The organism is Salinigranum rubrum (assembly GCF_002906575.1).
Classification (GTDB): Archaea; Halobacteriota; Halobacteria; order Halobacteriales; family Haloferacaceae; genus Salinigranum; species Salinigranum rubrum.
Map to the genome: position 1 here is coordinate 2,499,514 of NZ_CP026309.1, position 24,436 is coordinate 2,523,949.

24 protein-coding genes and 1 pseudogene are annotated in these 24,436 nt (G+C 67.6%); 16 read left to right on the forward strand and 9 right to left on the reverse strand.

Going from position 1 to position 24,436, the window contains the following annotated elements; genetic code table 11:
* Nucleotides 1–132 precede the first annotated feature (132 nt).
* The gene (locus tag C2R22_RS12270; RefSeq protein WP_103426006.1) at nt 133–1,866 is read left to right on the forward strand and encodes a glutamate--tRNA ligase; all 1,734 of its coding nucleotides are present in this window, start codon (nt 133–135) and stop codon (nt 1,864–1,866) included.
* Between the two features lie 169 nt (nt 1,867–2,035).
* On the opposite strand, the gene C2R22_RS12275 is transcribed toward C2R22_RS12270, so the two are convergent.
* Together C2R22_RS12275 and speB are read right to left on the reverse strand one after the other, a co-directional pair.
* Nucleotides 2,036–4,192, reverse strand: coding sequence for a hybrid sensor histidine kinase/response regulator (locus C2R22_RS12275; protein WP_103426007.1), 2,157 nt, complete (start codon nt 4,190–4,192; stop codon nt 2,036–2,038).
* Between the two features lie 82 nt (nt 4,193–4,274).
* On the reverse strand, nt 4,275–5,288 hold the full coding sequence (speB, locus tag C2R22_RS12280) for an agmatinase (RefSeq protein WP_394342393.1): 1,014 nt from the start codon (nt 5,286–5,288) through the stop codon (nt 4,275–4,277).
* Between the two features lie 305 nt (nt 5,289–5,593).
* On the opposite strand from speB, the gene C2R22_RS12285 reads away from it, so the two are divergent.
* Complete coding sequence (locus C2R22_RS12285) at nt 5,594–6,589, forward strand: DUF128 domain-containing protein (protein ID WP_103426009.1); 996 nt, start codon at nt 5,594–5,596, stop codon at nt 6,587–6,589.
* Nucleotides 6,590–6,601: 12 nt separating this feature from the next.
* Here C2R22_RS12285 and C2R22_RS12290 read toward each other — a convergent pair whose 3' ends face one another.
* Nucleotides 6,602–6,832 (reverse strand): hypothetical protein, encoded by a 231-nt coding sequence (locus C2R22_RS12290; protein WP_103426010.1) that lies wholly within the window; start codon nt 6,830–6,832, stop codon nt 6,602–6,604.
* Nucleotides 6,829–8,361, reverse strand: a complete 1,533-nt coding sequence (locus C2R22_RS12295) for a sodium:solute symporter family protein (RefSeq protein ID WP_103426011.1) — start codon at nt 8,359–8,361, stop codon at nt 6,829–6,831. The genes C2R22_RS12290 and C2R22_RS12295 overlap by 4 nt, the downstream gene beginning before the upstream one ends.
* A gap of 155 nt (nt 8,362–8,516) precedes the next feature.
* Here C2R22_RS12295 and C2R22_RS12300 point away from each other — a divergent pair, with 155 nt between their 5' ends.
* Nucleotides 8,517–9,158, forward strand: coding sequence for a cyclase family protein (locus C2R22_RS12300; RefSeq protein ID WP_103426012.1), 642 nt, complete (start codon nt 8,517–8,519; stop codon nt 9,156–9,158).
* A gap of 76 nt (nt 9,159–9,234) precedes the next feature.
* On the opposite strand, the gene C2R22_RS12305 is transcribed toward C2R22_RS12300, so the two are convergent.
* The gene (locus tag C2R22_RS12305; RefSeq protein ID WP_103426013.1) at nt 9,235–9,717 is read right to left on the reverse strand and encodes a DUF456 domain-containing protein; all 483 of its coding nucleotides are present in this window, start codon (nt 9,715–9,717) and stop codon (nt 9,235–9,237) included.
* A gap of 460 nt (nt 9,718–10,177) precedes the next feature.
* Here C2R22_RS12305 and C2R22_RS12310 point away from each other — a divergent pair, with 460 nt between their 5' ends.
* The 6 genes from C2R22_RS12310 (at nt 10,178) to C2R22_RS12335 (ending at nt 16,423) form a co-directional block, all read left to right on the forward strand.
* Entirely contained in the window at nt 10,178–10,522 is a 345-nt protein-coding gene (locus C2R22_RS12310) for a 4Fe-4S dicluster domain-containing protein (RefSeq protein ID WP_103426014.1), read from the forward strand.
* Nucleotides 10,523–10,810: 288 nt separating this feature from the next.
* The gene (locus tag C2R22_RS12315) at nt 10,811–11,701 is read left to right on the forward strand and encodes an electron transfer flavoprotein subunit beta/FixA family protein (protein ID WP_103426015.1); all 891 of its coding nucleotides are present in this window, start codon (nt 10,811–10,813) and stop codon (nt 11,699–11,701) included.
* Nucleotides 11,702–11,703: 2 nt separating this feature from the next.
* Nucleotides 11,704–13,410 (forward strand): electron transfer flavoprotein subunit alpha/FixB family protein, encoded by a 1,707-nt coding sequence (locus tag C2R22_RS12320; protein WP_103426016.1) that lies wholly within the window; start codon nt 11,704–11,706, stop codon nt 13,408–13,410.
* Nucleotides 13,403–15,106 carry an FAD-dependent monooxygenase gene (locus C2R22_RS12325; RefSeq protein WP_103427663.1) on the forward strand — a complete coding sequence of 568 codons (1,704 nt, stop codon included), beginning with the start codon at nt 13,403–13,405 and terminating at the stop codon, nt 15,104–15,106. The genes C2R22_RS12320 and C2R22_RS12325 overlap by 8 nt, the downstream gene beginning before the upstream one ends.
* On the forward strand, nt 15,103–15,510 hold the full coding sequence (locus C2R22_RS12330; RefSeq protein WP_103426017.1) for a hypothetical protein: 408 nt from the start codon (nt 15,103–15,105) through the stop codon (nt 15,508–15,510). The genes C2R22_RS12325 and C2R22_RS12330 overlap by 4 nt, the downstream gene beginning before the upstream one ends.
* A 169-nt stretch (nt 15,511–15,679) precedes the next feature.
* Complete coding sequence (locus C2R22_RS12335) at nt 15,680–16,423, forward strand: GNAT family N-acetyltransferase (protein WP_103426018.1); 744 nt, start codon at nt 15,680–15,682, stop codon at nt 16,421–16,423.
* Here the strand turns inward: C2R22_RS12335 and C2R22_RS25635 are convergent.
* Nucleotides 16,420–16,584 (reverse strand): hypothetical protein, encoded by a 165-nt coding sequence (locus C2R22_RS25635; RefSeq protein ID WP_173862800.1) that lies wholly within the window; start codon nt 16,582–16,584, stop codon nt 16,420–16,422. The two genes, C2R22_RS12335 and C2R22_RS25635, sit on opposite strands and share 4 nt — an antisense overlap.
* A gap of 200 nt (nt 16,585–16,784) precedes the next feature.
* Here C2R22_RS25635 and C2R22_RS12340 point away from each other — a divergent pair, with 200 nt between their 5' ends.
* Nucleotides 16,785–17,135, forward strand: a complete 351-nt coding sequence (locus tag C2R22_RS12340) for a hypothetical protein (protein WP_103426019.1) — start codon at nt 16,785–16,787, stop codon at nt 17,133–17,135.
* Between the two features lie 6 nt (nt 17,136–17,141).
* Here the strand turns inward: C2R22_RS12340 and tmcA are convergent, their stop codons facing one another.
* The gene (gene tmcA / locus C2R22_RS12345; protein ID WP_103427664.1) at nt 17,142–19,502 is read right to left on the reverse strand and encodes a tRNA(Met) cytidine acetyltransferase TmcA; all 2,361 of its coding nucleotides are present in this window, start codon (nt 19,500–19,502) and stop codon (nt 17,142–17,144) included.
* A 299-nt stretch (nt 19,503–19,801) separates the two neighbouring features.
* Between tmcA and rpl7ae the strand changes: the two genes are divergently transcribed.
* From rpl7ae to C2R22_RS12375, 6 genes are all read left to right on the forward strand, one after another.
* The gene (gene rpl7ae, locus C2R22_RS12350) at nt 19,802–20,164 is read left to right on the forward strand and encodes a 50S ribosomal protein L7Ae (protein ID WP_103426020.1); all 363 of its coding nucleotides are present in this window, start codon (nt 19,802–19,804) and stop codon (nt 20,162–20,164) included.
* A gap of 6 nt (nt 20,165–20,170) precedes the next feature.
* On the forward strand, nt 20,171–20,395 hold the full coding sequence (locus C2R22_RS12355) for a 30S ribosomal protein S28e (RefSeq protein ID WP_103426021.1): 225 nt from the start codon (nt 20,171–20,173) through the stop codon (nt 20,393–20,395).
* A complete protein-coding gene (locus C2R22_RS27465) occupies nt 20,395–20,844 on the forward strand; it encodes a 50S ribosomal protein L24e (protein ID WP_103426022.1) in 450 nt (149 codons plus the stop codon). The genes C2R22_RS12355 and C2R22_RS27465 overlap by 1 nt, the downstream gene beginning before the upstream one ends.
* Nucleotides 20,841–21,320, forward strand: coding sequence for a nucleoside-diphosphate kinase (gene ndk, locus C2R22_RS12365; protein ID WP_103426023.1), 480 nt, complete (start codon nt 20,841–20,843; stop codon nt 21,318–21,320). Before C2R22_RS27465 ends, ndk begins: the two co-directional genes overlap by 4 nt.
* A gap of 164 nt (nt 21,321–21,484) precedes the next feature.
* The gene (locus C2R22_RS12370; RefSeq protein ID WP_103426024.1) at nt 21,485–22,891 is read left to right on the forward strand and encodes a selenium-binding protein SBP56-related protein; all 1,407 of its coding nucleotides are present in this window, start codon (nt 21,485–21,487) and stop codon (nt 22,889–22,891) included.
* A complete protein-coding gene (locus C2R22_RS12375; RefSeq protein ID WP_245902750.1) occupies nt 22,888–23,238 on the forward strand; it encodes a 2Fe-2S iron-sulfur cluster-binding protein in 351 nt (116 codons plus the stop codon). Before C2R22_RS12370 ends, C2R22_RS12375 begins: the two co-directional genes overlap by 4 nt.
* A 19-nt stretch (nt 23,239–23,257) precedes the next feature.
* On the opposite strand, the pseudogene C2R22_RS27470 reads toward C2R22_RS12375, so the two are convergent.
* Together C2R22_RS27470 and C2R22_RS12385 are read right to left on the reverse strand one after the other, a co-directional pair.
* Nucleotides 23,258–23,742 (reverse strand): annotated as a pseudogene (locus C2R22_RS27470) (ester cyclase).
* A gap of 86 nt (nt 23,743–23,828) precedes the next feature.
* Nucleotides 23,829–24,254, reverse strand: coding sequence for a dCTP deaminase/dUTPase family protein (locus C2R22_RS12385; RefSeq protein ID WP_103426026.1), 426 nt, complete (start codon nt 24,252–24,254; stop codon nt 23,829–23,831).
* Nucleotides 24,255–24,436: the final 182 nt, after the last annotated feature.

Consider the following 24,436-nt stretch of genomic DNA (forward strand, 5'->3'; position numbering starts at 1 on the left):
CGCCGTGTTCGGCGGCGCGAAACACTCATACGTCTCCCTGTGCTAGCCGGTGACGTACCCCTGCCCGCGTCCCTGCCAACTGAGGCCAGGAATCCGGGTCTCTTTTGCCGACCCCGGTCGGACGAGGAGGCAATGGAAGACGAACTCCGCGAGCGCGTCGAACGGGAGGCGGAGGCACACGCCCTGTTCAACGCGCTCAAGCACGACGGCGACGCCGACGTCGGCGCCGTGATGGGACCGCTGATGGGCGAGAACCCCGACTTCCGACCGCACGGTGACGAGGTTCCCGGGGTGGTGGCCCCGGTCGTCCAGCGGGTCAACGGCATGGACACGGAGGAGAGACGCGCACGACTCGAAGAACTCGACCCCTCTCTGGTCGAGGAACTCGACGCCGACGAGGAAAGCGAGGAACACACCCTGCCCGAGTTGCCGAACGTCGAGGCGCACGACGAGGTGCGGATGCGCGCCGCGCCCAACCCGAACGGGCCGTGGCACATCGGCCACGCCCGGATGCCGGCGGTCATCGGCACGTACAAACAGCGATACGACGGCTCGTTCGTCGTCCGTTTCGACGACACCGATCCCGAGACGAAGCGGCCCGACCTCGACGCGTACGACGCCATCCTCGACGACATCGACTACCTGGGGTTCGAACCGGACGAGGTGGTGAAGGCCTCCGACCGCGTCGAGACCTACTACGAGCACGCCCGCAACCTCATCGACGCCGGCGGCGCGTACACCTGTTCCTGTTCGGGAGAGGACTTCTCCGAACTGAAGAACGCCGGGGAGGCCTGCCCGCACCGGGACAAGGGGGTCGAGGAGACACACGAGGAGTTCGCCGCGATGGTCGCGGGCGAGTACGCGTCGGGCGAGATGGTGCTTCGCGTCCGGACGGACATCGAACACAAGAACCCCGCCCTCCGCGACTGGGTCGCGTTCCGGATGATCGATACGCCCCATCCCCGCGAGGAGGCCTCCGGGTACAGATGCTGGCCGATGCTCGACTTCCAGTCGGGCGTCGACGACCACCTCCTCGGCATCACCCACATCATCCGCGGCATCGACCTCCAGGACTCGGCGAAGCGCCAGCGGTTCGTCTACGACTACTTCGGCTGGGACTACCCGGAAGTCATCCACTGGGGCCACGTCAACGTCGACGCCTACGACGTGAAGCTCTCGACCTCCACGTTGAAGGAGAAGATCGCGGCCGGCGAACTCGACGGCTGGGACGACCCCCGGGCGCCGACGCTCGGGAGCCTCCGGCGTCGGGGTATCAGGGGGGAGGCGGTCGTCGACGCGATGGTCGAACTCGGGACCTCGACATCGAACGTCGACCTCTCGATGTCCTCCGTCTACGCGAAGAACCGCGACATCGTCGACGACGCGAGCGACCGGTGTTTCTTCGTCCGCGACGGCGTCGAGAAGGCGGTCGTCGCCGGTCCCGAGGCGGGCGAACCGCCGGTCCACCCCGACCACGAGGAGCGGGGACGGCGCCACATCCCCGTCGCGGGCGCGGTGCTCGTCGAACCCGACGACGTGCCGCCGAACGGCAAACGGGTGTGGCTGAAGGGGTACGGCTGCGTCAGGCACACCCGTGACGCGTTCGAGTTCACGGGCGACGACATCGACGTCGTCCGCGAGGGCGACGTGGACGTGATCCACTGGGTCCCCGCCGACGGCTCACTGCCCGTGCGGTTGCGCACGATGGACGGCGACGTGCTGGGCGACGCCGAACCGGGCTTCGCCGACGCCGACGTCGACGAGATACGGCAGTTCGAGCGAATCGGTTTCGTCCGCGTCGACGACGTCGCCGAGGACGGGGCCGTGTCGGGCGACGAGAGCGTGGTGTACTTCGCGCACCCGTAGCGAAAACGACGAGTACGACCGACCGTCTCCCCGATTCGGTGCCGTCAGTCGAGCCACGGAGCGTCCGACGGTTCGTCGGCATCAGTCTTGTCGGGAACCGGGCGAGTGCAGAGTTCGAGCGGGTGGCGAAGGAGACGGGACGCTGTCACGCTCGAAGGGTTCTACGCGCTCACTCCGTCGTCTCCACGCCGCGCACCTCGAACCGCGCCCCTCCCGCGTCGCTGTCGGTCACGTGCACCGTCCAGCCGTGCGCCTCGGCGACCTCCTGGACGATGGCGAGGCCGAATCCGATCCCCGCTCTCGATGTCGAGTAGCCCGCCTCGAACACCCGCTCGCGCTCCGTGGGAGAGACGCCGGGGCCGTCGTCGCTGACGTGAAAGCCGTCGGGGAGGTCGCCGACCGTCACCGTCGTGCCCCCGTGGTCGACCGCGTTCGTGAGGAGGTTCTCCAGCAACTGCCGAAGCCGGTTGGCGTCGGTCCGGAGGCTCCGTTCGGTCTCGACGCGAAGGGTCGCGTCGCTCGTGGTCGCGTCCCAGCACTCGGAGACGAGCGCTGCGAGGTCGACCGTGGTGGTCTCCGTGGCGCGGTCGCCGTCGCGCGCGAGCGTCAGGAGGTCCTCGACCAGCGCCTGGCTCCGCCGCACCGCGCGTGCGGCGGGCGGGAGGTGTTCGCTGTCGCACGCGTCCATCGCGAGGGCGAGCCGTCCGTCGGCCACGCTCAGGGGGTTCCGCAGGTCGTGTGAGACGACGCGGGTGAACGAGTCCAGCCGCTCGTTCTTCCGTTCGAGTTCCCGTTCACGTTCCTTGAACGCCGTGACCTCGTGGGCGACGCCGATGACGCGCTCTATCCGCCCGTCGATGCGGAGCGGCGTGAGCGTGTACTGGAGGATTTCCGGGCCCCGACCGCGCAGTTCGATCTCGGTCTCCCCGTCGAACTCCTCGCGCTCCCCGTCGAGGAGTTCCTGGTACGGGTCCCCGTCACCCTCGGCACGGATGTGTGGAACGAGGCCGCTCTCCCGTCCTTCGAGCGCCTCTGGCGTCGTCCCGTAGAACCCCGCGAGATACTCGTTGACGAACTCGAATCTTCCCTCCGCGTCGTAAATACAGGCGGCCTCCTGCATCGTCGCCACCAGGCGTTCGTAGCGTTTCAGCTCGCGTTCGCGCTCGGTGCGCTCGGTGATGTCGACCGCGAGGCCGAACACCGCGACGGGGTCGTCCGGGTCCGAGCGGTCGCCCGTGTCGTAGACCGGAACCTTCGTCGAGAGGAACACCCGCTCCTCGCCCTCGATGAGAACCGTCTCCTCGGTCTCGACTGGTTCGGCCCGTTCGAGGACGGCCCGGTCGTTCCGCATCACCTCCTCGTCCACCGACTCGCCGAACAGTTCGCGGTCGGTGCGTCCGACGATCTCCTCGTCGTCGAGGCCGAACAGCTCCCGGAAACTGCGGTTGACGAAGACGTACGCTCCCCGGTCGTCCTTCATGAACATCGGCGTCGTCGTGTTCTCCAGGATGGCTTCGAGTCGCCGTCGAATCGACTCCAACTCGCGCTCGCGCTCCGTGCGCTCGGTGATGTCCTGAAACTGTGAGAAGACGGCGACGACCTCCCCGTGCTCGTCGGTCACGACGCGGTTGTGCCACTCGCAGACGATGTGCGTCCCGTCCTTGCGGACGTTCTCGTCGATGCTGTGGAAGCCTCCCGTCGCCTTCGAGAGCGCGTCGGTGACCGCGTCGACGTTCTCGTAGCTGCGCTCCGTCACGAACACCTCCCACGTCTCGCCGCGCAGTTCCGCCTCGGTGTAGCCGAATATCTCCTCGCCGGCGGGGTTCAGCCGAACGATCTCGAAGTCCTCGTCGTACTCGACGACGCCCAGCGGCGACTGCTCGATGAACAGCGAGAGCCGCTTCTCGCTCTCTTCGAGCGCCACCCGGCTCCGGTGCTGTTCGACCGCGTTGCGGATGCGGTTCGCGAGCAGGGTGTACTGGCTGGTCCCCATCTCCTTCTGTAGGTAGTCGGAGACGCCCGCCGAGATGGCCTCGCTGGCGACCTCCTCCGACCCCTTCCCGGTGAAGAGGACGAACGGCAGGTCGGGATACTCCTCGCGGACGGATTCGAGGAACTCGAGCCCGTTCCGACCGGGCATGTCGTAGTCGGAGACGACGCAGTCGAACGGACGCTCCGACAGCCGTGTGAGCCCCTCCGTCGCGTTCGCGGCGGTCTCTATCTCGAACCGGTCGTCCGTCCGTTCGAGGAAGGCCGCGGCGGTCGCAGCGAACTCCGGCTCGTCATCGACGTGGAGCACGCGGATCGCGTCGAGGGCCGGGTACATACGATGCTACAGAGGGGCGCCGATTATAGTTTTACGCGTTGGCGTCGGTCGGTACTCCCGAACCGCCGTTCGGAAGCCGCGCTCACGCCGCGAACTGTCGTTCGAGAAACGTCACGAGGAGGTACGCGGCCAGTCGCTGTGTCCCCTCGGTGGGGTCGTACGTCGGTGCGACCTCCATGAGGTCGACCGCCCCCACCTCCGTCCGGGCGCCGAGAACCTCCATGACGGTCAGCGCCTCGGCGGCGGAGAGCCCGCCGGGTTCCGGGGTCCCCGTCCCGGGAGCGACGCTCGGGTCGACGGCGTCGATGTCGAAGGTGACGTAGACCGCATCCGCGCCCTCGCTGACGCTGTCGACCGCCTCCTCGATGACGGGGGCGATGCCCCGCTCTTCGATGTCCGCTCCCGTGTAGAGCGACAGGCCCGTCTCCTCGGCGAACTCGAAGAACGCCGGCGACTCGTACCCACGGATGCCGACCTGCGCGACGTGTTCGTAGTCACAGAACGCGGAATCGGCGACGTGGTGCGTGCTAGACCCGTGGAAGTGCTCGCCGAAGACGGGGCTCTCCGCCACCGTGTCGGTGTGAGCGTCGATCTGGACGACGCCGACCCGGTCGGCGTCGACGCCCTCGACGAACCCGGTCACCGACGGGAAGGTGCAGTAGTGGTCGCCGCCCAGAAGCACCGGCATCGTCCCCTGTGCGGCGACGGTGGCGACGTGGGCGGTGATGCTCTCGGCGGTGGTCTCGCGGTCCATCGGGAAGACGGGAACGTCGCCGCAGTCGACGAGGTCGAGCGCGTCGAAGTCGACCGTTCGGCCGGTCCGCATGTTCGTCAGTCCGCCCTTGTAGCCCGAGAGGTACGCCCACCACGCGCTGGCCTCGCGGATGGCACCCGGACCGTACCGCGCGCCGGGGCGGTTCGAGACGGCGCCGTCGTACGGCACGCCGAGCACGGCGGCGTCCGCCCCCTCGACGTCGCTCGGCGAGCGTATCTCGGACTTCAGGAACGTGTCGATACCTGCGTACGGGAGTTCGACCGACGCTCCCGTCGTCCGGTCGCGGAACGCCTCGGCGCGCGTTTCAGTTCGTTCGTCCATCATGTCTCACCGTTCATTGTGGAAGATACCTTCCGCCTCTCGGGGAGTCCGTCGGAACGGATATTAAAAATTCGGTTACTCCACTCCTCGGTGGACCGAAGGGCAAAAGACCGACAGACCGGGCTACAGTTCGCGTCTTCGCGGCGGCGTCTGGGAGTCGTCCCCGGCGGGAACCGAGCTACCCGAGTCGGTTGACGCGGGCGACGGACGGTGGCAGAGAGATTCCGCACCACCCGGGGTCGCGCGTCGAGCCTCTCGAAGCGAACAGCACGCCTATGTGCCCCACCCGAGAGGTGTGACCAACGATGCCCGCGGACCTCGACCGTCGAACGTACGACCTCCTGCGGCTCATCCGGGTGAACGAACCCATCGGGAGCATCCGCCTCGTCGACCTGCTACAGCAGCGTGGCTACGAGATCAAGGGCCGGACGGTTCGACTGATGCTGTCGGACCTCGACGAGGCGGGCCTCACGGAGAAGGTGCCGGGCAAGGGCCGGCGCCTCACACAAGAGGGGTACGCGGAACTCGACCGCGGCGACGTGGGCGGGCGGTTGCGACAGGTGCGCGAACGCATCGCGACGCTCACGAGTCAGGTCACGTACGACCCGACGGAGGACGCGGGCGAACTCCTCCCGTGTACCGCCAGGGTCGCCCGCGACGACGTCCCGGACGCGTTCGACGCGCTGGAGGCGCTCGGCGGCTCCTCGCTCGGTCCGGCGATGGTCGCCGCGCGCGTCGACGACGACGCCGTGGAACTCAGGCTGCCGTCGAGCATCACCCTCGACGGGGTGTTGCTCTCCCGGGGAATCGACGTCAACCTCACGACGGCCGGACTGGTCGAGTACCGTCCCGCCGACGGGACGGTCATCAGGTACATCGACACGCTCAGCGGGGAAGGGTCGACGATGGACGTGGTGAGCCTCCTCATCGAGGCCGGCCGCACCGACGTCGACGCCGCCCTCGCGGACGCGACGGGCGTCCTGATCGTCGACAACCGCGAGTTCCCCCTGACACGGTTCGCCGAGGGCGAGGACCTCGCGGCGGCGACGAACGCCCGGTTAGGAGGCGTCCTCGACATCCGTCGCCCCCGCGAGTCCGGCCCGTTCCCGCGGGGCGAGCCGAGCTGGGACTTCGCGTCGCTCACCTACGGCGGCGTCGGCGAACTGGCGCTGGCGCTGCTCGCCGAGCGGTCGCTCGTCGACTCGTGGGAGACGCTCGGCGAACCCCTCGCCCGCAGCGCGTTCGAGCCGGCGTCGGTCGTCCGCGCCGCACTCGCCGAAGCGGGTGTCGAGACCGAGTAGGAGGGAAGGCCGTCAGGCGCCGACGACGATGAGCAGGACGATGGCGAGGAAGAAGCCGCCCCACATCAGGAGCGAGGTGCGCGTGAACGACTTCGATTCGAGGGGTTTGACCCCGCTCGCGGCTCCTTTCTCCTCGTCGGAGAACCCCTGGGTAACGAACCAGTAGACGACGACGCCCGCGAAGGCGAACTCGGCCACCCAGAACAGGGCGATGAGCGCCGTGAAGAGCGTCTGTCCCATCATCGGCGGTCACCTCCCTCGGTCTCGCGCCCCTCGTCGACCGCCGTGCCCCCGTCGGCGAGCATCTCCGAGCCCTCCTGTGCGATGTCCTCGAACGCGAAGTCGTCGGGGGCGAGGAGGCTCACCACGAGCGTCAGCGTCGTCGAGGCCAGGTGGCCGACGGCCATAATCTCCCAGAGTTTGAGCGCGATGCCCCCCGAGACGAGGCCCGTCGACGACGCCAGCAGGAAGCCGGTGACGACCTGGCTGACGAGCACGCCGATGATGAAGCCGACCGAGGAGGCCTTCCGCCAGAACAGCGAGAGGGCGAAAGGCCCGACGAGCGCGGACGCGCCGATGCCGCCGATGAGCAGCAACTGGATGAAGCCGACGTTGTCGATGGCGAAGACGGTGCCGGCGAAGATGACGAGCGCGAACCCGATGCTGGCGACGCGGGCCACGCGGAGTTGGGCCGCGTCGCTCGCGTCGGTGTCGAGATGTCGAAAGTAGATGTCGCGGGAGGTGAGCGACGCGATGGCCGTGAGGTACGAGTCGGTCGACGACCCGAGCACCATCAGCGTCACGAGCAAGAAGACGATGGTGGCCCACTCCGGTAGCAGGGAGAGCGTCTCCACCGAGAGGTTTCCGGGCGAGACGTCGGTGAACACCGCCAGTCCCACGAACCCGATGACGGCGTACATCGCGATGGTGGTGAAGACGCCGATGCCGCCGATGGTCAGGAATCGAGAGGTCTTGTCGCGGCGGACGGCGAAGATGCGCTGCCACGTCGCGAGCGAGACGACGCCCCAGACGCCCAGGCCGAGCGCGTAGGGAAGGAAGAAGTCCTCGATGGGCGCGAAGTTGGCCATCGAGAGGAACGCCGGCGCGTCCGAACCCAGGTTCTGGACCATGTTGGTGTAGACCGCGCCGGGGCCGCCGGCCTCGAAGAGGAGGATGGGGACGAACACGAGCGTGAGCACCACCGCGGAGATGAACTGGATGAAGTCGGTCGTCATCGACCCCCACAGCCCTCCGAGGAGGATGTAGACGCCGATGACGCCCATCAGCACGGCCATCACGACGTTGGTGTCGATGCCGGTGAGGCCGCCGATGACCGCCCCGCCGACGTACAGTTGGATGACGCCGCCGAGGACCATGGTGTAGAGGATGACGAAGACGACGGCGAGGTGTGCGCGCTTGTCGAACCGCTCGATGAAGTACTCGCTGTAGGTCAGCCCCTGCGGGAACAGTTTGCGCATCCGCAGGGCGAACGGGATGACGACGAACGAGGACAGCACCGCCGGACCGGCGTACATCCAGATGCCGGCGACGCCGACGAAGCCGACGTACTCCGGGACGCCGAGGATGTCGCCGGCCCACATCCACGTGACGGCAAAGGAGGCGGTGGTGAGTCCGACCTGCGCCCGTCCGCCGGCGGTGATGAACTCGCGGGTGTCGGTCACACCCTGTCGACGGTAGATGTAGTACGTCAAGCCGATCATCAGCGCGCCCCAGAGCCCCAAGAGCGCGAAGCCGCCGGTCTGGCTAACCATTCTCTCCCCCCGTCCCCGAGCGCGCGGCGTGCGCGACACGCCGAACGGTGGTAACCTTTTGCCACATGTTATCCACACTCTGCAATGCGACAAATAAGCGTTGTGGTGTGCGTTCACACGGTAAGAGGTAACTCTCGTGACGAGAAGCCGGACGTATGCCCACCTACGACCTCTCACACCCCATCGAGACGGGGATGCAGACGTATCCCGACGACCCCGACGTCGCCCTCGCGCCCCACGCCGACTTCGACGCCGACGGCTACCGGGTGACGGCCCTCTCGATGGGGAGCCACGCGGGCACCCACGTCGACGCGCCGAGCCACACCGAGCGCGGGGGAGAGACGCTCGACGACTTCGGCCTCGACGCGTTCCGGTTCGACGCGCAGGTGGCCGACGTCCGACGCGGTGCCCGCGAACCGATCGACGTCGCGGACCTGCCCGGGGCGACCGACGCCGACCTCCTCGTCCTCCACACGGGCTGGGACGCCCACTGGGGGACCGACCGCTACCTCGACCACCCCTTTCTCACCGAAGCGGCCGCCGCGTGGTGTGTCGACCACGACTACCACGTGGCGACCGACGCGCTGAACGTCGACCCGACGCCGAGCCCGAACGCGGGCGAGGACGAGCCCTCGGGGTTCGGCGCTCACCACGCGATTCTGGGCGCGGGACGACTGATTTACGAGAACCTGACCGGGCTCGAACGGCTTCCGTCGCGGGTGGAACTCCACGCCTATCCGCTCGCGCTCGACGCGGACGGTTCGCCCGTCCGAGCGGTCGCGTTTTCCCCGAACTGACCCCGTCCGACGGCTCTACGATGGCATGTGAATGCCACCGTACGTCGCGTTCGAACCCCCTCGGAGGCGGAACTCCTCAGAGGAACACGACCACGGCGAGCGCGACCAGCAGTGACAGCGTGAGAAGCGCTTGGACGACGGCGGAGCCGAGGACGCCGACCGTCGCGTACAGCGCGGCGCGGACGCTCGCCTCGGACTCGCCGGTGCGGTAGAGTTCGACGGCGAAGGCCGCGCCCGCGACGCCGACGACGAACCCGAGGGGGCCCGTGACGAGGCCGAGGACGAGTCCTGCGACGAGCGCGACTGCGGCCGTCAGCGGCGACGCACCCCCGGCGCGGACGGCGAGCGCGCTCCCGGCGACGTCGACGACGAGGGCGGCGAGTGCGACGAGGGCGAAGCCGACGAGGACGACGAGCGAGGGGTCGGTGTAGCCGGTCGACCACCAGTAGAGGAGGACGGCGGCGAGCGAGAGCGTCGCGCCCGGCACCGCGGGCAGGAGGCTCCCGACGACGCCGAGGGCGGCGAGCGCGAGCGCGACCCACGCGAGTGTGGAGACCATTCGTGTGTGCCGCGTCTCTCGGGCGTGGACGGGGAAAACGCTGTGCACTCCGTGACGGCTCCGCGGTTTCTCGATGCGATGCTCGAAGGTCGCACACGCACGCCCAGTCGAACGTATCTGTCGTCGGGGCCGCGTGCCGAAACGAGAACGAGCAGGAGACGACACGACGGTCGCACGGTGCACGGGCGCGGTGAGGCCACCTCTTCCCCAGCCGACTCACTGATTAGACCTCGCGCGGTCACTGCATCCGTCGGAACACTGTCCCCACCCGTCGGAACACTGTCCCCGCGCTTCGAAACACCGTCACCGAACACTCGTCACCAGGTCACCGCACTCGCCGCGACGCCGTCGCCGACGACTCCTCACGACGCGACTGCGACGTACACCCACCGTACTGCCCACGAAAACCCGTCCCCGTGCAAGAGTTAAGTGCCCTCCCTGTCACATACCCGTAGCTATCATGGCTATCGACGCGAACTTCGAGACGAACCGCGAGCGAGTAGAGGTCGACGACGACGCCTTCGCGGACGACGTCGCCGTCTGGGGCCCGTACGACCCGCCGGAGAAGCAGGGAATCCACGGCACACACGTCGCCGTCGACTTCGACATCTGTCTCGCCGACGGCGCCTGCCTGGAGGACTGCCCGGTCGACGTGTTCACCTGGGTCGACACGCCCGGCCATCCCGAGTCGGAGATCAAGGCCGAACCGACGCACGAGGACCAGTGCATCGACTGTATGCTCTGTGTCGACGTCTGCCCGGTCGACGCCATCGACGTCGACCCCGGACGCGCGGGCCGGATCTGAGCCGACTCCGAGCCGAGTCGAACTGAACGACGTTCGACCGGGTCCGAACCACCCCGCCGGCCCCGAGCCACCGCCTCGCCGACGCGTCGATTCGTCCGCTCTTCTCGCCCTGTCTCCGTTCTCGTCCGCGTTGTCCTTCCCACGCTCTCGTTCCCGTGAGAGACCTCTCTCCCTCCCACGAGCGACCGCGTTCGTTCCCCCGGACGCGCCCGTCCCTCGGACAGTCGTGTCAGTCGAGAATTGAGCCAAAAGATTATTACGAAAACGTGCTGAGGTGATTGCGAGACTATGGGAGAACTTGACACTGTCGTGTTGACGAAAGGCGTTCCCGACTTCCGCGAGGGGCAGGTGTCGTTCGACGAGAACGGCCACCTCGAACGCGGGAAGACGCCGACCGTGATGAACCCGAACGACAAGCACGCGCTCCGGGCGGCGCTGCAGACCCGGGTCCGACACGGCGGGAACGTCTCCGTGATGTCGATGGGGCCGCCGGGCTACAAGGACGTCCTCCGCGAGGCGATGGAGACGGTGTACGCCGACGACCTGACCCTGGTCTCGGACCGGGAGATGGCCGCCGCCGACACGTGGGCGACCGCCATCACGCTCGCGACGGCGATCAGGAAGCGGGGCGTCCCCGACCTGGTGTTCGCGGGGTTCAAGACGGCCGACGGCGAGACGGGCCACACCGGCCCACAGACGTGCTGGTGTCTCGATATGCCCATCGTCACCCACGTCGTCGCCCTCGAAATCGACACCGACGAGGGGCGCGTCCACGCGAAGCGACTCGTCGAAGGCGACATCGAGGAGGTCGAGACGGTCGAGGTGTCCCTCCCCGCGTTCATCGTCACCGACCCCGACTTCGAGCCGGAGTACCGGACCGCGCGCGACCGCCTCGAACTGAAGTCCCTCCGCGCGGAGACGCGCGAGCGCGCCGCCGCCCTCGACGACGACGAGGACATCACCGTCTGGAACCACGCCGCCTTGAACCTCGACCCCGACTACATCGGCCTCGACGGCTCGCCGACCATCGTCTCCTCCGTGGACCCCATCCCCAAAGCGCCCGCCGAGCGCGAGGCGACGATGGTCGACCCGGGGGACTCGGAGGCGATGCAGCAGGTGGTCGAGGAGTTGACACCGTTCGCGTCGAGTGCGGGAGCCGCCGAGGCGGGGGGTGACTGACGATGGAGGTCGACCCCACCGAGTACGAAATCGCCGAACTCGGCCCGAAGATCAAGGACATCGACGACCCCGACGAACTGGCGGAGATGCTCGCCGCCGAAGAAGCGGGTGAGGACCGCCCACCGGTCAAGACGCTCATCCAGTCGCGCATCGACAAGCTCTCCGAGGACGACGAGGAAGCAGGAGGCGACATCGACCTCGACGAGATGGGGCTGGCGGACCTCGCGAACGCCATCAAGTCGATGGACGACACGGAGCGCCTCCGCTCTCTCTTGGAGGAGGAACGGGAGGGGAAGAACCGCGACACCATCGTCCGACAGTTCGAGAACCGCCTCGAATCGCTGGAGGGCGGCGACGACGACGGCGAGGTCGCCGAGCGGGAGAGTCCCGAGGAGCGCCACCCGGACCTCGACCACCCGACCGAGGACAAGCAGTACGTCCACGCGCTGGAGAACGGCGAGTACCGCGACATGTGGGTGTACTGTGAGACGCAGGCCGGGGAGCTGATCGACGTCTCGCGGGAGATGCTCGGGAAGGCCCGCGAACTGATGGACGCGTACAACGACGACTACGACGAGTCCGAGCGAGTCGTCGCGGTGCTCATCGGCGACGACGTCGAGAAACACACCGAAGAGTGCGTCGCACTCGGCGCCGACGTGGTCGTCTACCAGGAGGACGAGCGCCTATCGAGGTTCCAGCACAAGCCGTTCACCGAGATATTCTGCGACATGGCCCGCGCCGCCGACCACCGGTTCGGCCGGGAGAAAGAAGCAGAGGAGTGGCGCGACTACGACGAGCCGCGGTACGTGCTGTTCCCGGCGACGAACAACGGCCGCGACCTCTCCGCGCAAGTCCAGGCCGAACTCGACTCCGGACTGGCCTCGGACTGCTCGGGGCTGTACATCGAGGACACGGTCATCTCCAACCCGGTGAAGACCGGCGAGCCCGGGACGAAGAAGACGTTCGAGCGCGTCCTCCACATGAAGCGCCCGGACTTCTCGGGCTTCGAGTACTCGACCATCCTCTGTCTGGACAACCCCCACCGCGAGTTCCACCCGCAGGGTGGCTCGGTCATCCCGGGGAGCTTCGAGGTTCCCGACCCCGACTCGGAGAGAACGGGCGAAATCGTCGAACACGACCTGCCGCTCGACGACGGCTGGTTCCGCGTTTCCGTGACCGAGTTCGAACAGCTCGATTCGGGGGTGGACCTCTCGGGCAACGACGTGGTCGTCTGCGTCGGGAGGGGCATCAGCGCCGACCCGACGAAGGGAGTCGAACTCGCGCTCGAACTCGCGAACGCGTTCGAGAGTAGCGACGTCGGCGTCACCCGCGGCATCGTCACCGGGTCGTTCCAGTTCGACGGCCACGTCGAGCAGTACACCCACGAGGAGCGACAGATCGGTGAGACCGGACAGGTCATCCAGCCACAGTTGTACATCGCCGCCGGCGTCTCCGGCGCCGTCCAGCACAAGGTCGGCTGCGACGAGTCCGAAACCATCGTCGCCATCAACACTGACACCGACGCCCGCATCAAGGACTGGTCGGACTACTTCGTCGAGGGCGACCTCTTCGAGGTGCTGCCCCGACTCACGGAGGCGGTGAAGACCGGCAAACTCGACGTCGGTGCGGTCGCCGATGGGGGCAGACGAATCGACGGCGGAACGGCGGCGGGAACCGCGGACGAAACCGGAGGTGCCGACGATGAGTAGCGCAAACACGGACACGACAGAGGCGGACCCGGGCGCAGAGTACGAACACTACGAGGCGGTCGTCGTCGGGGCGGGTCCCGGCGGGGCGGCCGCGGCGGCAACCCTCGCCTCCTACGGGGTCGAGACGCTCGTCCTCGAACGCGGCGTCGACGCGGGGTCGAAGAACGTCTCGGGAGGGCTCATCTACGCCGAGGAGAGCGCGCCGTACACCATCGACCGCATCTTCGACGGCTTCCGCGAGGAGGCGGCGGAGCGGCCCATCACGAAGTACTACATCCACAACGTCGCCGGGACGAAGGTCGAGTCGTTCGACCTCACCGACCTCCACGAGTCGGACACCGAGTGGTCCGACTCCGTGCTTCGAAGGAAGATGGACTCGTGGCTCGCCGAGCAGGTCCACGAGCGTACCAGCGAGGCTGGCGGCGGTCTCCTCACCGAAGTACACGTGAACGGCCTCCTGGAGGAAGACGGCGAAATCGTCGGCGTGACGTGTGACGAACTCGACCCGATTCGCGCCGACCTGATCGTCGCCGCCGACGGCGTCAACTCCGAACTCGCCCGGCAGGCGGGGCTGATGGACTGGGAGCGCCCCGAAGAGTGGTTCCAGGGCGTGAAGGCCGTGGTGGACATGGACAGCGAGGAAGTGAACGAGCGGTTCGACATCGCCGACGAGGAGGGCGTGGCGCACCTCTTCTCGGGCGACCTCTTCGACGAGGCCCGCGGGGGCGGCTTCCTCTACACGAACGAGGACTCGCTCTCGCTGGGCACCGTGTTCCACCTCGACAGCATCGTCGAGGAGGAACTGGAGTCACACCAACTCTTGGACGCCCTGCTCACCCACCCGCTCCTCGCGCAGTGGCTCGGCGACGAGTACCACGAACGGGAGTACTCCGCGAAACTGGTTCCCGACTCCAAGAAGGTCGCCCTCCGTGAGCCGTATCGGGACAACCTCGTGCTCGTGGGCGACGCCGCCGGGCAGATGCAGGCACAGGGGCCCATCATCAAGGGCATGAACCACGCCGTGTCGGCCGGGGCGCTCGCCGCGGAGGCGTTCGCGGAGTCGCGGGCGCGTGGCTCGCCGGGGAAGGCGGGACCGCTCTACGCGAAGAAGCTCCGCGACGAGGGCGTGATGAAGAAGCTCCGGCCGAAGCAGTACGACCTGCTCGGCTCGCTGGGCGAGCGCGAGCCCTTCGCAGGGGTGGTCGACGACGTGGTCGACTCGCCGCTCGGACGGTTCGGGGTTCGTCTCCTGGGCTCGCGCATCGAGACGCTGTACAACTCGCCGTTCCTGACGTCGATGATACCCGACACGCGGACGCCGTACGTCACGCTCCCCACCGTCATCGCCGAGGAACTGGGAACGCCCGTCCGGGGCGAGAGCCACGTCGAGCCGCCGTCTCTCGAAGAACGCATCGGCAACCTCTCGTACAACACCGACATCGGCAACCCCCACATCGTCGTCGAGGACAACTCCATCGAGGCGTCGGGCGCGGCCGTCTACTCGTGTCCGGTCTCGGCGCGCGACTTCGGCGGGGGCTGCTACCGCGAGGAGACGATTCGAACGAACGGCCACGAGGAGAAGGTGGTGTCGCTCGACACCCAGCCCTGCGTCGAGTGCGGCACCTGCGCCGTCGTCGCGGACACGACGTGGGTCCACCCCCGCGGCGGGAAGGGCGTGGAGTTCACGCAGGGATGAGCGACCTGGACTCGACCGAAGAGGACGGCGAGCGCGAACGCCACTCGGGGTACTACCCCCGCATCGCCGACCTGGCCGAGGCGGCCCGCCACGAGCGCGAGACGTTCGAGTTCACGGGGGAGACCGACGAACAGCGGGCGCTGGAGTACGCCCGCGACGGCTTCGGCGACGTCGTCGCGCTGTACATCGAGGCCCGGACCGCCGCCTGGGACGTCGAGTTCTCCGCCCGTGAACTTCGACTGCTCCACCGGGCGACGAACGACTACCTCTCGCTCTACACCCGGTGTCACGGCGTCGCGTTCGACACCGACGTCACGGTCCGCGAGGCCGCAGAGGTGCTGTTGAAGACGCACAACATCGTCGACACGGCGCAACTGGTGACGAAAGTCCCCTCGCGGGACTGAGACGGCCTGTCGCGAGTCAGTCCCGGCTGTCGCCGCCCCGGCGACGACCGGGACACGGGTGCGACAGACCGTATGACACACTCGCGGCGTGGATCCGTTCAGGAAATTCGAATCTTCCGAGACAACATCACGAACAACTATTAAGTATCGAGGTGTGGTACGGGTGCGCATGGATATCACCGACAAGCTCAGTTTCTCGCACAAGGACCGCAAGGACCTGTACGACTACGTCGAGAGCCACGGGACGGTCCGGAAGGACGAGGCGCGGCGCTCGTTGAACATGGAACCGGGCGCGTTCGGCGTCCACACGACCATCCTCCGCCGGGAGGGGTACATCCGCGAAGTCGGTGACAAACTCCAGATCGCCTACCAGGAGGAGGCCCCGCGGACGTACGAGTTCGACGACATCGAGTTCGTCATCCGCACCGCCCGCGAGGACGACCAGGAGAAACTCACAGAGACCATCCGCGACGTCGCGAAGGAGGGCGACTACTTCGAGGCCGAGACGGTGGCCGAGGTACTGGACCACGAGGAGGTACTCATCCGGCACAACGAGGTCCACTCCCGGCTTTTCTTCGTCGCCTGCGTCGGCGACGACGACGAGGTCGCCGGGTGGGTCCACCTCGACCTCCCCGAGACGGAGTTCCTCTCGCACACGGCGGTGCTCACGGTCGGGTGCAGAGCGGAGTTCCGCGGCCACGGCATCGGCTCGGCGCTCCTCGAACGCGGCGTCGAGTGGGCGCGCGACCACGGCTTCGAGAAGCTCTACAACTCCATCCCGGCGACGAACGAGCGCGCAATCGAGTTCCTCGAAGGCCACGGCTGGCAGACCGAAACGGTCCGGAGCGACCACTACAAGATCGACGGCGACTACGTCGACGAGGTGATGATGGCGGTCGACCTCCTCGACTAGCGCCAGTTCTTCTCTGACCCTTCCAGCGGTTCGGCGACGACCCCCTCGGACTGGACGATGGCCCGCGCGTGGGCCGTACAGACGTCCCTGTCGGCCTCCCAGGGGACGTACACCCGAACGGCGGCCTCGTTCTCACAGCCATCTTCGCTACAGGTCGCCATGGATGAGAGGAGACGCCCAACCGACAAGAGTGTGGGGCCTGCCGAATCGGAAGCGACGGGTGACCCCACCGGACGGACCACGTGTCCTCTTCTCTCGACCATCCCGTTCTCTTCGGTCTGTCGCTTTGATGTCGTGCACGCGAGCGCCATAAATACTATTTGTCCGACATTTATTTGACGACAGCGGTCCGGGTTCGACCATGGACGACTCACAGGTCACGGTCGACGTAGAGGTCGAGGTCGAGGTCGACACCGAGGAACTCGAAGTCGAGGTCGGCGACGCGGAGGAGTTCGAAGCCGAACTCACCGCCGGCGGGGTCGAAATCGAAGTCGAGGCTGAAATCGAGGTGGAGGCCGCCGACGAGGGTGAGGGGGACGACCACGAGGCCCACGAACTGACCGCGAGGGCCGACGAGGCGGAGTCCGAAGAGAGCGGCGACGCGGCGGACGGAGTCGACGAACACGAATCGATGGAGGACGCAGCGAAGGAGGCCGACACGGTCGACGAGGCCGACGATACCGACGACACCGACGAACACCACGAGGAGTGACGGCGGCTACTCGTATCGGCGCCGGTACGCCGCCGCGTCTTCCTCACCGTCCCGCTCGACGAGCACCTGATACGCCCGCCCGAGCGCCTTCATACACTGACCCGTCGAGACGAAGCCGAGTTCGTCGGCGACGGCGTCCCACGGGTGAGCCTGCAGCACCTTCCGGACGAGCAGGCGTTCTTGCCGTTCGTCCAGCGGCCGCTCCTCCACTGTGAGCGCCCGGAGCGCCAGCAGTCGGAACGGCCGGGGGTTCACGCTGTAGAGGCCGGGACCGAACGAGGCGTCGACGACGACGCGCCACTCGCGGTCGGTGAGCGAGGGCGCGAACGCACGGTCGACCGCCCCCAGCGCCGCGCGGACGACGTCGGCGTCGAGGTCACGGAGGGGGTCCGAGAGCGTTCCCTCCAGTCGGTCGAGAAACCAGTCTGTGTGTCGGTCCTGCATCTGTCTCCCCCGCCGCGAGAGCGCGTCGCACATCACGACCGAGTGCTCGCCGCTCGTCTCGTTCCGCGAGGTCGAGAGGTAGAGCGTGGCGAAGCCGTTGTCGCGCCAAAACGAGACCAGCGCGGGAGTCGCGCCGTAGCCGACGCCGAGCCAGTCGACCGGCCGTTCACCTCGGTTCCGCGCGCCCGCCTCGCCGGTGTCGTGTGGACCGAGACGTCCCGCGAGCGGGTCGCCCGCGTGGAGTTCACGCCGAATCTCGTCCAGGAGCGTCGATCCGAGCCCACGCGACCGAACCGTGTGGTGGGTGGCGATGCGCATCACGCGGTAGCCGACGGGGACGGCGGCGTCCTCGTCGCGGACCTGCGAGGTGAGCACGTCGGGGAGCATGTTCCCGCGGACGCGCTGGCCCTCGTACATTCGACGCCTCAGTTCGGCGTCGAGTCCGCCCTCCCGGGCGAGGAGCGCGACCGAGACGACGTGTCCGTCGTGCGTGAGGGCCCGAAGAGTGAGGTTCGGCGCGTCCAGCAGACGCGCGAGGTCGTTCGGCTCGGTCCGGTAGTGCGCCAGGACGAGCAGACCGAACACCTCCCGGAGTCGGTGTTCGTCCGCGAGGAGGTCGTCGGGCGACCACGACCGGTACGTGACCGACTCGGGGGTCGCCTCGGCGACCATCTGCTCGACCGGCGGGCGGGCGTCGAGGAGGAGCGCGCGGAACGCGAGCGACTCGACGGGGTCGCCGCGGGCGTACCGGATGGGGTCGTCGAGGCGGACGTCCGTGACCCGGTGCTCGCTCTCGTCGAGTCGGTCGCGGAAGCGGACCGTGAAGCCGCGACCCGCGCCCTCGTAACCGTGGACCGTCGTGAAGAACGCGACCCGGTCGGCGTCGAGAAACGATGTGAGAAGGTGAACCGGGAGCGCCGCCGCCTCGTCGACGAGGAGGACGTCCGCGGGTTCGGACCCCACTTCCGCCGGTCGGCAGAAACGGATCCGCCCACCACCGCTACCTCCCCCAGCGCCGCCTGGGTCGACGCTGACGACGTGCGCATCGGCGTCGTGGCTCGCCTCGACGCCGAGCGTCTCGAGGAGTTCGAGCGCGCGTCGGAACGCCTCCTCGGCGTTTCGGTACCGTGGGGCCGTCACGAGGACGCTCTCCCCTTCGGCTGCGAGACACGCCGCGGCGAGGCCGGCCGCGCTGGATTTGCCCCTCCCGCGGTCGGCCTCGACGACGACTGCCTCCGTCCCTCCTCGGAGTCGCTCCAGTGCCGCGAGCGCCCGCGACTGGTCGCGGGTTCGACACGCCTCGTACGCCACGCGGGGGAAGGCGGCGGCGGCGGGCGTCGCCGGCGCGGTTCGACCGCCGGCGAACACGTCAGCGTCCGTCTCGCCCGTGCGCCGAACGGTCTCTCCACCGTCGCCGTCCACCTCGACGAGAGCGACACCCGGGTGCGCCCACAGGAGGTCGACGAGTCGCCGTCGGAAGCGCCCGGTCACCGCCTCGGTCGGGAAGGGTGGAACCGCGAGGCTCTCGTCGAACGCACTCTTCGAATCGGGCCACGCATCCAGCGACGGAGTCAGGAGGATCAGGAGGCCCCCGCCGTCGACGACGCCCGAGAGCTTCCCGAACAGATTCGGCGAGAACCCCTCGTGTGCGTCGCAGACGACCACCGACCGGGTGGTTCCGAGAAGCGAGTCGGTGCGGGCGGGCGAGACGCGGTCGAACCGAACGCCCTCGCGGGTGGTGACGAACGTGACCGCGTCGTCGTCGACGTCCGCGCCGTCGACCGCCGAGAACGCGGCGTCCCATCCGGCGTCACGGTCACCGCTCAACACGAGGAGGCGGCGCTGGTCGGTCGCCCGCGCGCGGGCGCTGAGGTCGCCGGCCAGCGCCCGGACGGTCGAGGTCGGGGGGGACGAATCCGCCATCGGCGGCCGTTGGTCGAGCGCGCGTAAGGCGGTTCGGGTTCCGCTCGGGTCGCTCGGAGGCCCCTGACTGAAGGTGTCCTCGTCAGCCGCGTCCCCGACTCCGAGCAGACGATGCGTGTGCCCGTATCGCACGCCGTGACGGGTTTGAAAGCGTTTTTATGGAGTGGTGCGCTACGACTGCGTACACCCCTGTCCGTGGTCGATGACTACTCCTCGCCGTCAGGGAACTCCGCCGTGACGGCGGACGCCGGAAGACCGGTTCGGCGAGGCAGTCGAGCCCCGGGAGGGAGGAGGATACAATGCCAGTTTACGTCGATTACGATGTACCCGCAGACCTCGCCGAAAGTGCCATCGAGGCGCTCGAGGTCGCACGAGACACAGGAACCGTAAAGAAAGGAACGAACGAGACCACGAAGGCGGTCGAGCGCGGTAACGCCGTGCTCGTCCTCGTCGCCGAAGACGTCTCCCCCGAAGAGATCGTGATGCATCTCCCCGAACTCGCCGAGGAGAAGGGCATCCCGTACATCTTCGTGGAGACGCAGGACGACATCGGCCACGCCGCCGGCCTCGAAGTCGGCAGCGCCGCCGCGGCCATCGTCGACGCCGGCGAGGCCGAGGAGAGCGTCGAGGACATCGCCTCGAAGGTCGAGGAACTCCGATAACCGACAATGAGCGCAGAAGAGAGCGCCAGCGACTCCACCTCCGCGGAGGTCATCGAGATCGTCGGCAAGACCGGCATGCACGGCGAGGCAATGCAGGTCAAGTGCCGCATCCGCGAGGGCTCGAACCAGGGTCGCATAATCACGCGGAACGTGCTGGGCCCCGTCCGCGAGGGCGACATTCTCCAACTCAGAGAGACCCAGCGCGACGCCGACTCCATCGGAGGACAGTAATGGTCGAGAAACGAACCTGCGACTACACCGGCGACGAGATCGAACCCGGCACGGGGACGATGTTCGTCAGGACCGACGGCACGGTTCTGCACTTCAAGAACTCGAAGGCGGAGAAGAACTACCTGCTGGGTCGGGAGGCCCGCGAACTCGAGTGGACTACCACCGGTCGCCAGCAGGCGGAGCGTGCACGGGCGTCCCGGGACGCGGCCACTCAGGCGGTCGAGGCGGAGGCCGAAGCGGCCGAACCCGACGCGGACGAAGCGGAGGACGTCGCCGCTACCGACGAATCCGACGAGGCTGAAGCGGAGGACGTCGCCGCTACCGACGAATCCGACGCGGACGAGGAGACCGAGGCCGACGAATCCGACGCGGACGAGGAGACCGAGGCCGACGAATCCGAAGCCGACGAGGAAGTCGAGGCTGACGACGAGGAGGACGACGAAGAATGAGCCACCACGACGAGCGCACGTTCGTGATGGTGAAGCCCGACGGGGTCCAGCGCGGCCTCATCGGAGACATCGTCTCGCGCTTCGAGGAGCGCGGACTGAAACTCGTCGGCGCGAAGTTCATGCGGATCGACGAGGAACTCGCCCACGAGCACTACGGCGAGCACGAGGGCAAACCCTTCTTCGAGGGCCTCGTCGACTTCATCACCTCCGGACCGGTCTTCGCGATGGTCTGGGAGGGCGCCGATGCGACCCGCCAGGTGCGGAAGATGATGGGCGAGACCGACCCCGCCGACTCCCCGCCGGGGACCATCCGCGGCGATTATGGGCTGGACCTCGGTCACAACGTCATCCACGGCTCCGACCACGAGGACGAGGGCGCCAACGAGCGCGAGATCGACCTCTTCTTCGATAGCGAGGAACTCGTCGACTGGGATCTCGACTCGGCTGCGTGGGTCTACGAAGACGAAACCCACTGACAGCGAAACCGTCTCGGCGTTTTTTCGACGACACTCACACGCGAAAGCCGTCTCCGTCGGCGTTCACGACGCCGACCGACGGCTGACGTCGTCGCTTCCGTTCACCGGAAACGTAGTGTAATCCAACAATAAATTGTTAATCATTGTCCATCGTATCGGAGGGTATGAGTGATGCGGAAACTCCCGGCGGGCACACACACGAGCACGACCCGGACCACGAACACGGCGTCGCCGGCCCCGGCTACACGACGCCGGCGGCGATGCGGACCGAATCGGGACGGGAGAAGACGGCGTTCGTGATGGGCATCCGGGTCGGGATGGACGTCGACGCGCCGGACTTCGTGGGAGTCGTCGACGTCGACCCCGACTCGCCGACGTACGCCGAACTGATCGGGACGGTGGAGATGCCGAACAAGGGGGACGAGCTTCACCACTTCGGGTGGAACGCCTGCTCGTCGTCGTGCCACGCCGAGGGGATGACCCGCGACCACCTCATCGTCCCCGGTCAGCGCTCGTCGCGCATCCACATCCTCGACGCGTCCGAGCCGAGAGAGCTCTCCATCGAGCGCGTGATCGAGCCCGAGGAGGTGTTCGAACACGACCTCTCCGCCCCGCACACGGTCCACTGCGTGCCCGAGGGGAAGATCATCGTCTCGATGCTCGGGAATCGTGAGGGCGAACTCCCCGGCGGGTTCCTCCAGCTAGACCAGGAGGACTTCTCCATCGACGGCCACTGGGAGGCGGACCTGGGTGAGATGGAGATGAACTACGACTACTGGTACCAGCCACGGCACAACGTGATGGTCTCCTCGGAGTGGGCCGCGCCGAAGACGTACTACCCCGGCTTCGACCTCGACGACGTCGAGGCGGGCAAGTACGGCGACAGCATCCACATCTGGAACTGGGAGACGCGCGAGCACGAAGAGACCCTCACGTTCGGCGAGGAGGGGTTGATTCCGCTCGAAGTCAGGATGATGCACAACCCCGAAGAGACGCAGGGCTACGTCGGCGCCGCGCTCTCCTCGAACGTCATCCGCTTCTACGAGGAAGACGGCGAGTGGGACTGGGAGGTCGTCATCGACCTCGAGAGTCGCGAGCACCCCGACTGGGACATGCCCGTGCCGCCGCTCATCACCGACCTCCTCGTCTCGCTCGACGACCAGTACCTCTTCTTCTCGAACTGGCTCCACGGCGACGTCCGGATGTACGACGTCTCCGACAGCGCGAACCCCCGACTCGTCGACCGAATCTGGGCCGGCGGCAACTTCGGCGACAGGCAGGAGGTCGCCGGCCACGACATCCACGGCGCTCCGCAGATGCTTCAACTGTCGCGGGACGGCAAGCGCCTGTACTGGACGACCTCCCTGTACTCCTCGTGGGACAACCAGTTCTACCCCGAAATCGGCGAGCACGGCTCGCTGATGCTGAAGGCGGACGTCTTCCCCGACGAGGGGCGGATGGAACTCGACGAGGAGTTCGTCGTCGACTTCGGCGACGCGCCCGGTGGTCCGGCGCGGGCGCACGAGATTCGATGGCCCGGCGGCGACTGTACGAGCGACGTCTGGCAGTGAGTACACCCGGGGCCGAGGCCGAAGAGCCTGAGCGGTACGAGGTCACCCTCTGCTGGCGCGACGGTCGAGAGACGTCGCTTCTGGTCGCGCGGGACGAGACGGTCGTCGATGCGGCGGAGCGGGTGGGGCTGTCCCTCCCGTACGGCTGTCTGTACGGCGCCTGTGGGACCTGCACCGGCAAACTCCTCGACGGAACCCTCGAACACCGCGCGGAACCGCGGGCGCTGAAAGAGAGACACCGTGAGGCGGGCTACGTCCTCCTCTGTCTGGCCGTGCCCCGGAGCGTCTGTCGAGTCGAGGTCGGGGCGACCGTCCAGGCCGACCTCGTCCCCAATCCCTGGAAGTGAGCGTCGCCGACGGGGCCTCTCACCCTCGTCCGAACAGCCGATGGCGAGCCATCGCCACGAGCGCCCGCGGCGTCGGTGGCATCAGGCCCAACTGCCGCCCGATGCCGGCGAGGTTCACCAGGTTCCACTGCTCCGCGATTCGCCCGTCCTCGACTCTGAACGCGAAGAACCCGCTTGCCTCGAACGACTTCCCGGTGGGGACGAGCTTCCCCACGGCTTCTGTGGGGTTCCCCGCGCCGTCACCCGGAGCATCACGCGGTCGCCCTCCGCGACGACGTCCTCGACGTCGAGGTGCCAGTCGGGGACTGCCTCCCTGAACGCCCGTATCCCCTCGATAACCGCGTCTCTCCCCTCGCGGTCCACCTCGACGCCGAGTTGGTGTGCGACGACCTCTTCGGCGAGGACGGCCTCCGCAACCTCGACGTCCCCCGTGTTCAGGAACCCCTCGACGTACCGCCGGCCGAGGTCGGCCGCGTCGACTCTCTCCCCTGGTGTTGCAGCCATACCTCACGGTACGTCGTGTTCCACGATAGCTTTTAGCACACACATCGCTCCCGACACCGTCGGTCGGCCGCTCCGAGGCCGCACGCTCACCCGAGCGGGAGCAGCGTCGACACGCGCGCGTTCTCTTTTAATTGAAGCCCCGCGGGCGGGACGGTGAGCGGCATCGCCGGGAGTTCGCTCACCCCGAGCGTCGGGTGCGAACAGCCCCGCTCGACGAGCGCGGTGCGCGGCTGAAGCTGAACGGGTCGCTCGACCGACAGCGACTCGTTGTACTCGACGAGGTAGGTCCCGCCGCCGAGGTGCCACCAGCCGTAGTCGTCGTCGGCCGTGCGCTTCGTCGGGTCGATTTGTGAGGCCCCTGCCTCGGTGAGTTCGCCGCCGCCGAAGTCGACCTGTGCGGGGCCCGTGAGCGCGGACACGCTGGAGACGGTGAGGTCGACGCCGGCGTCGTGGACCTGCGTGTCGCGGTGGACCAGGTTCTCGACTCGGTCTGCGAGGTCGTCGGGTGACATACCTGCCTGTGGCAGCGGCGTGGGTGAAAAGTGCTGTGGGGGTCACGTGAGCGGTCGGACCGGCGTGTGCGGCGTCGGGCCAGCCGTGAGACAGAAGATTGCCCGTGAGAGAAAATAATCCGCCCCTTACCCATCTAATCGAAAACGCAAACCGTTCGTTTTTTCTGACTCCGAATAACGCC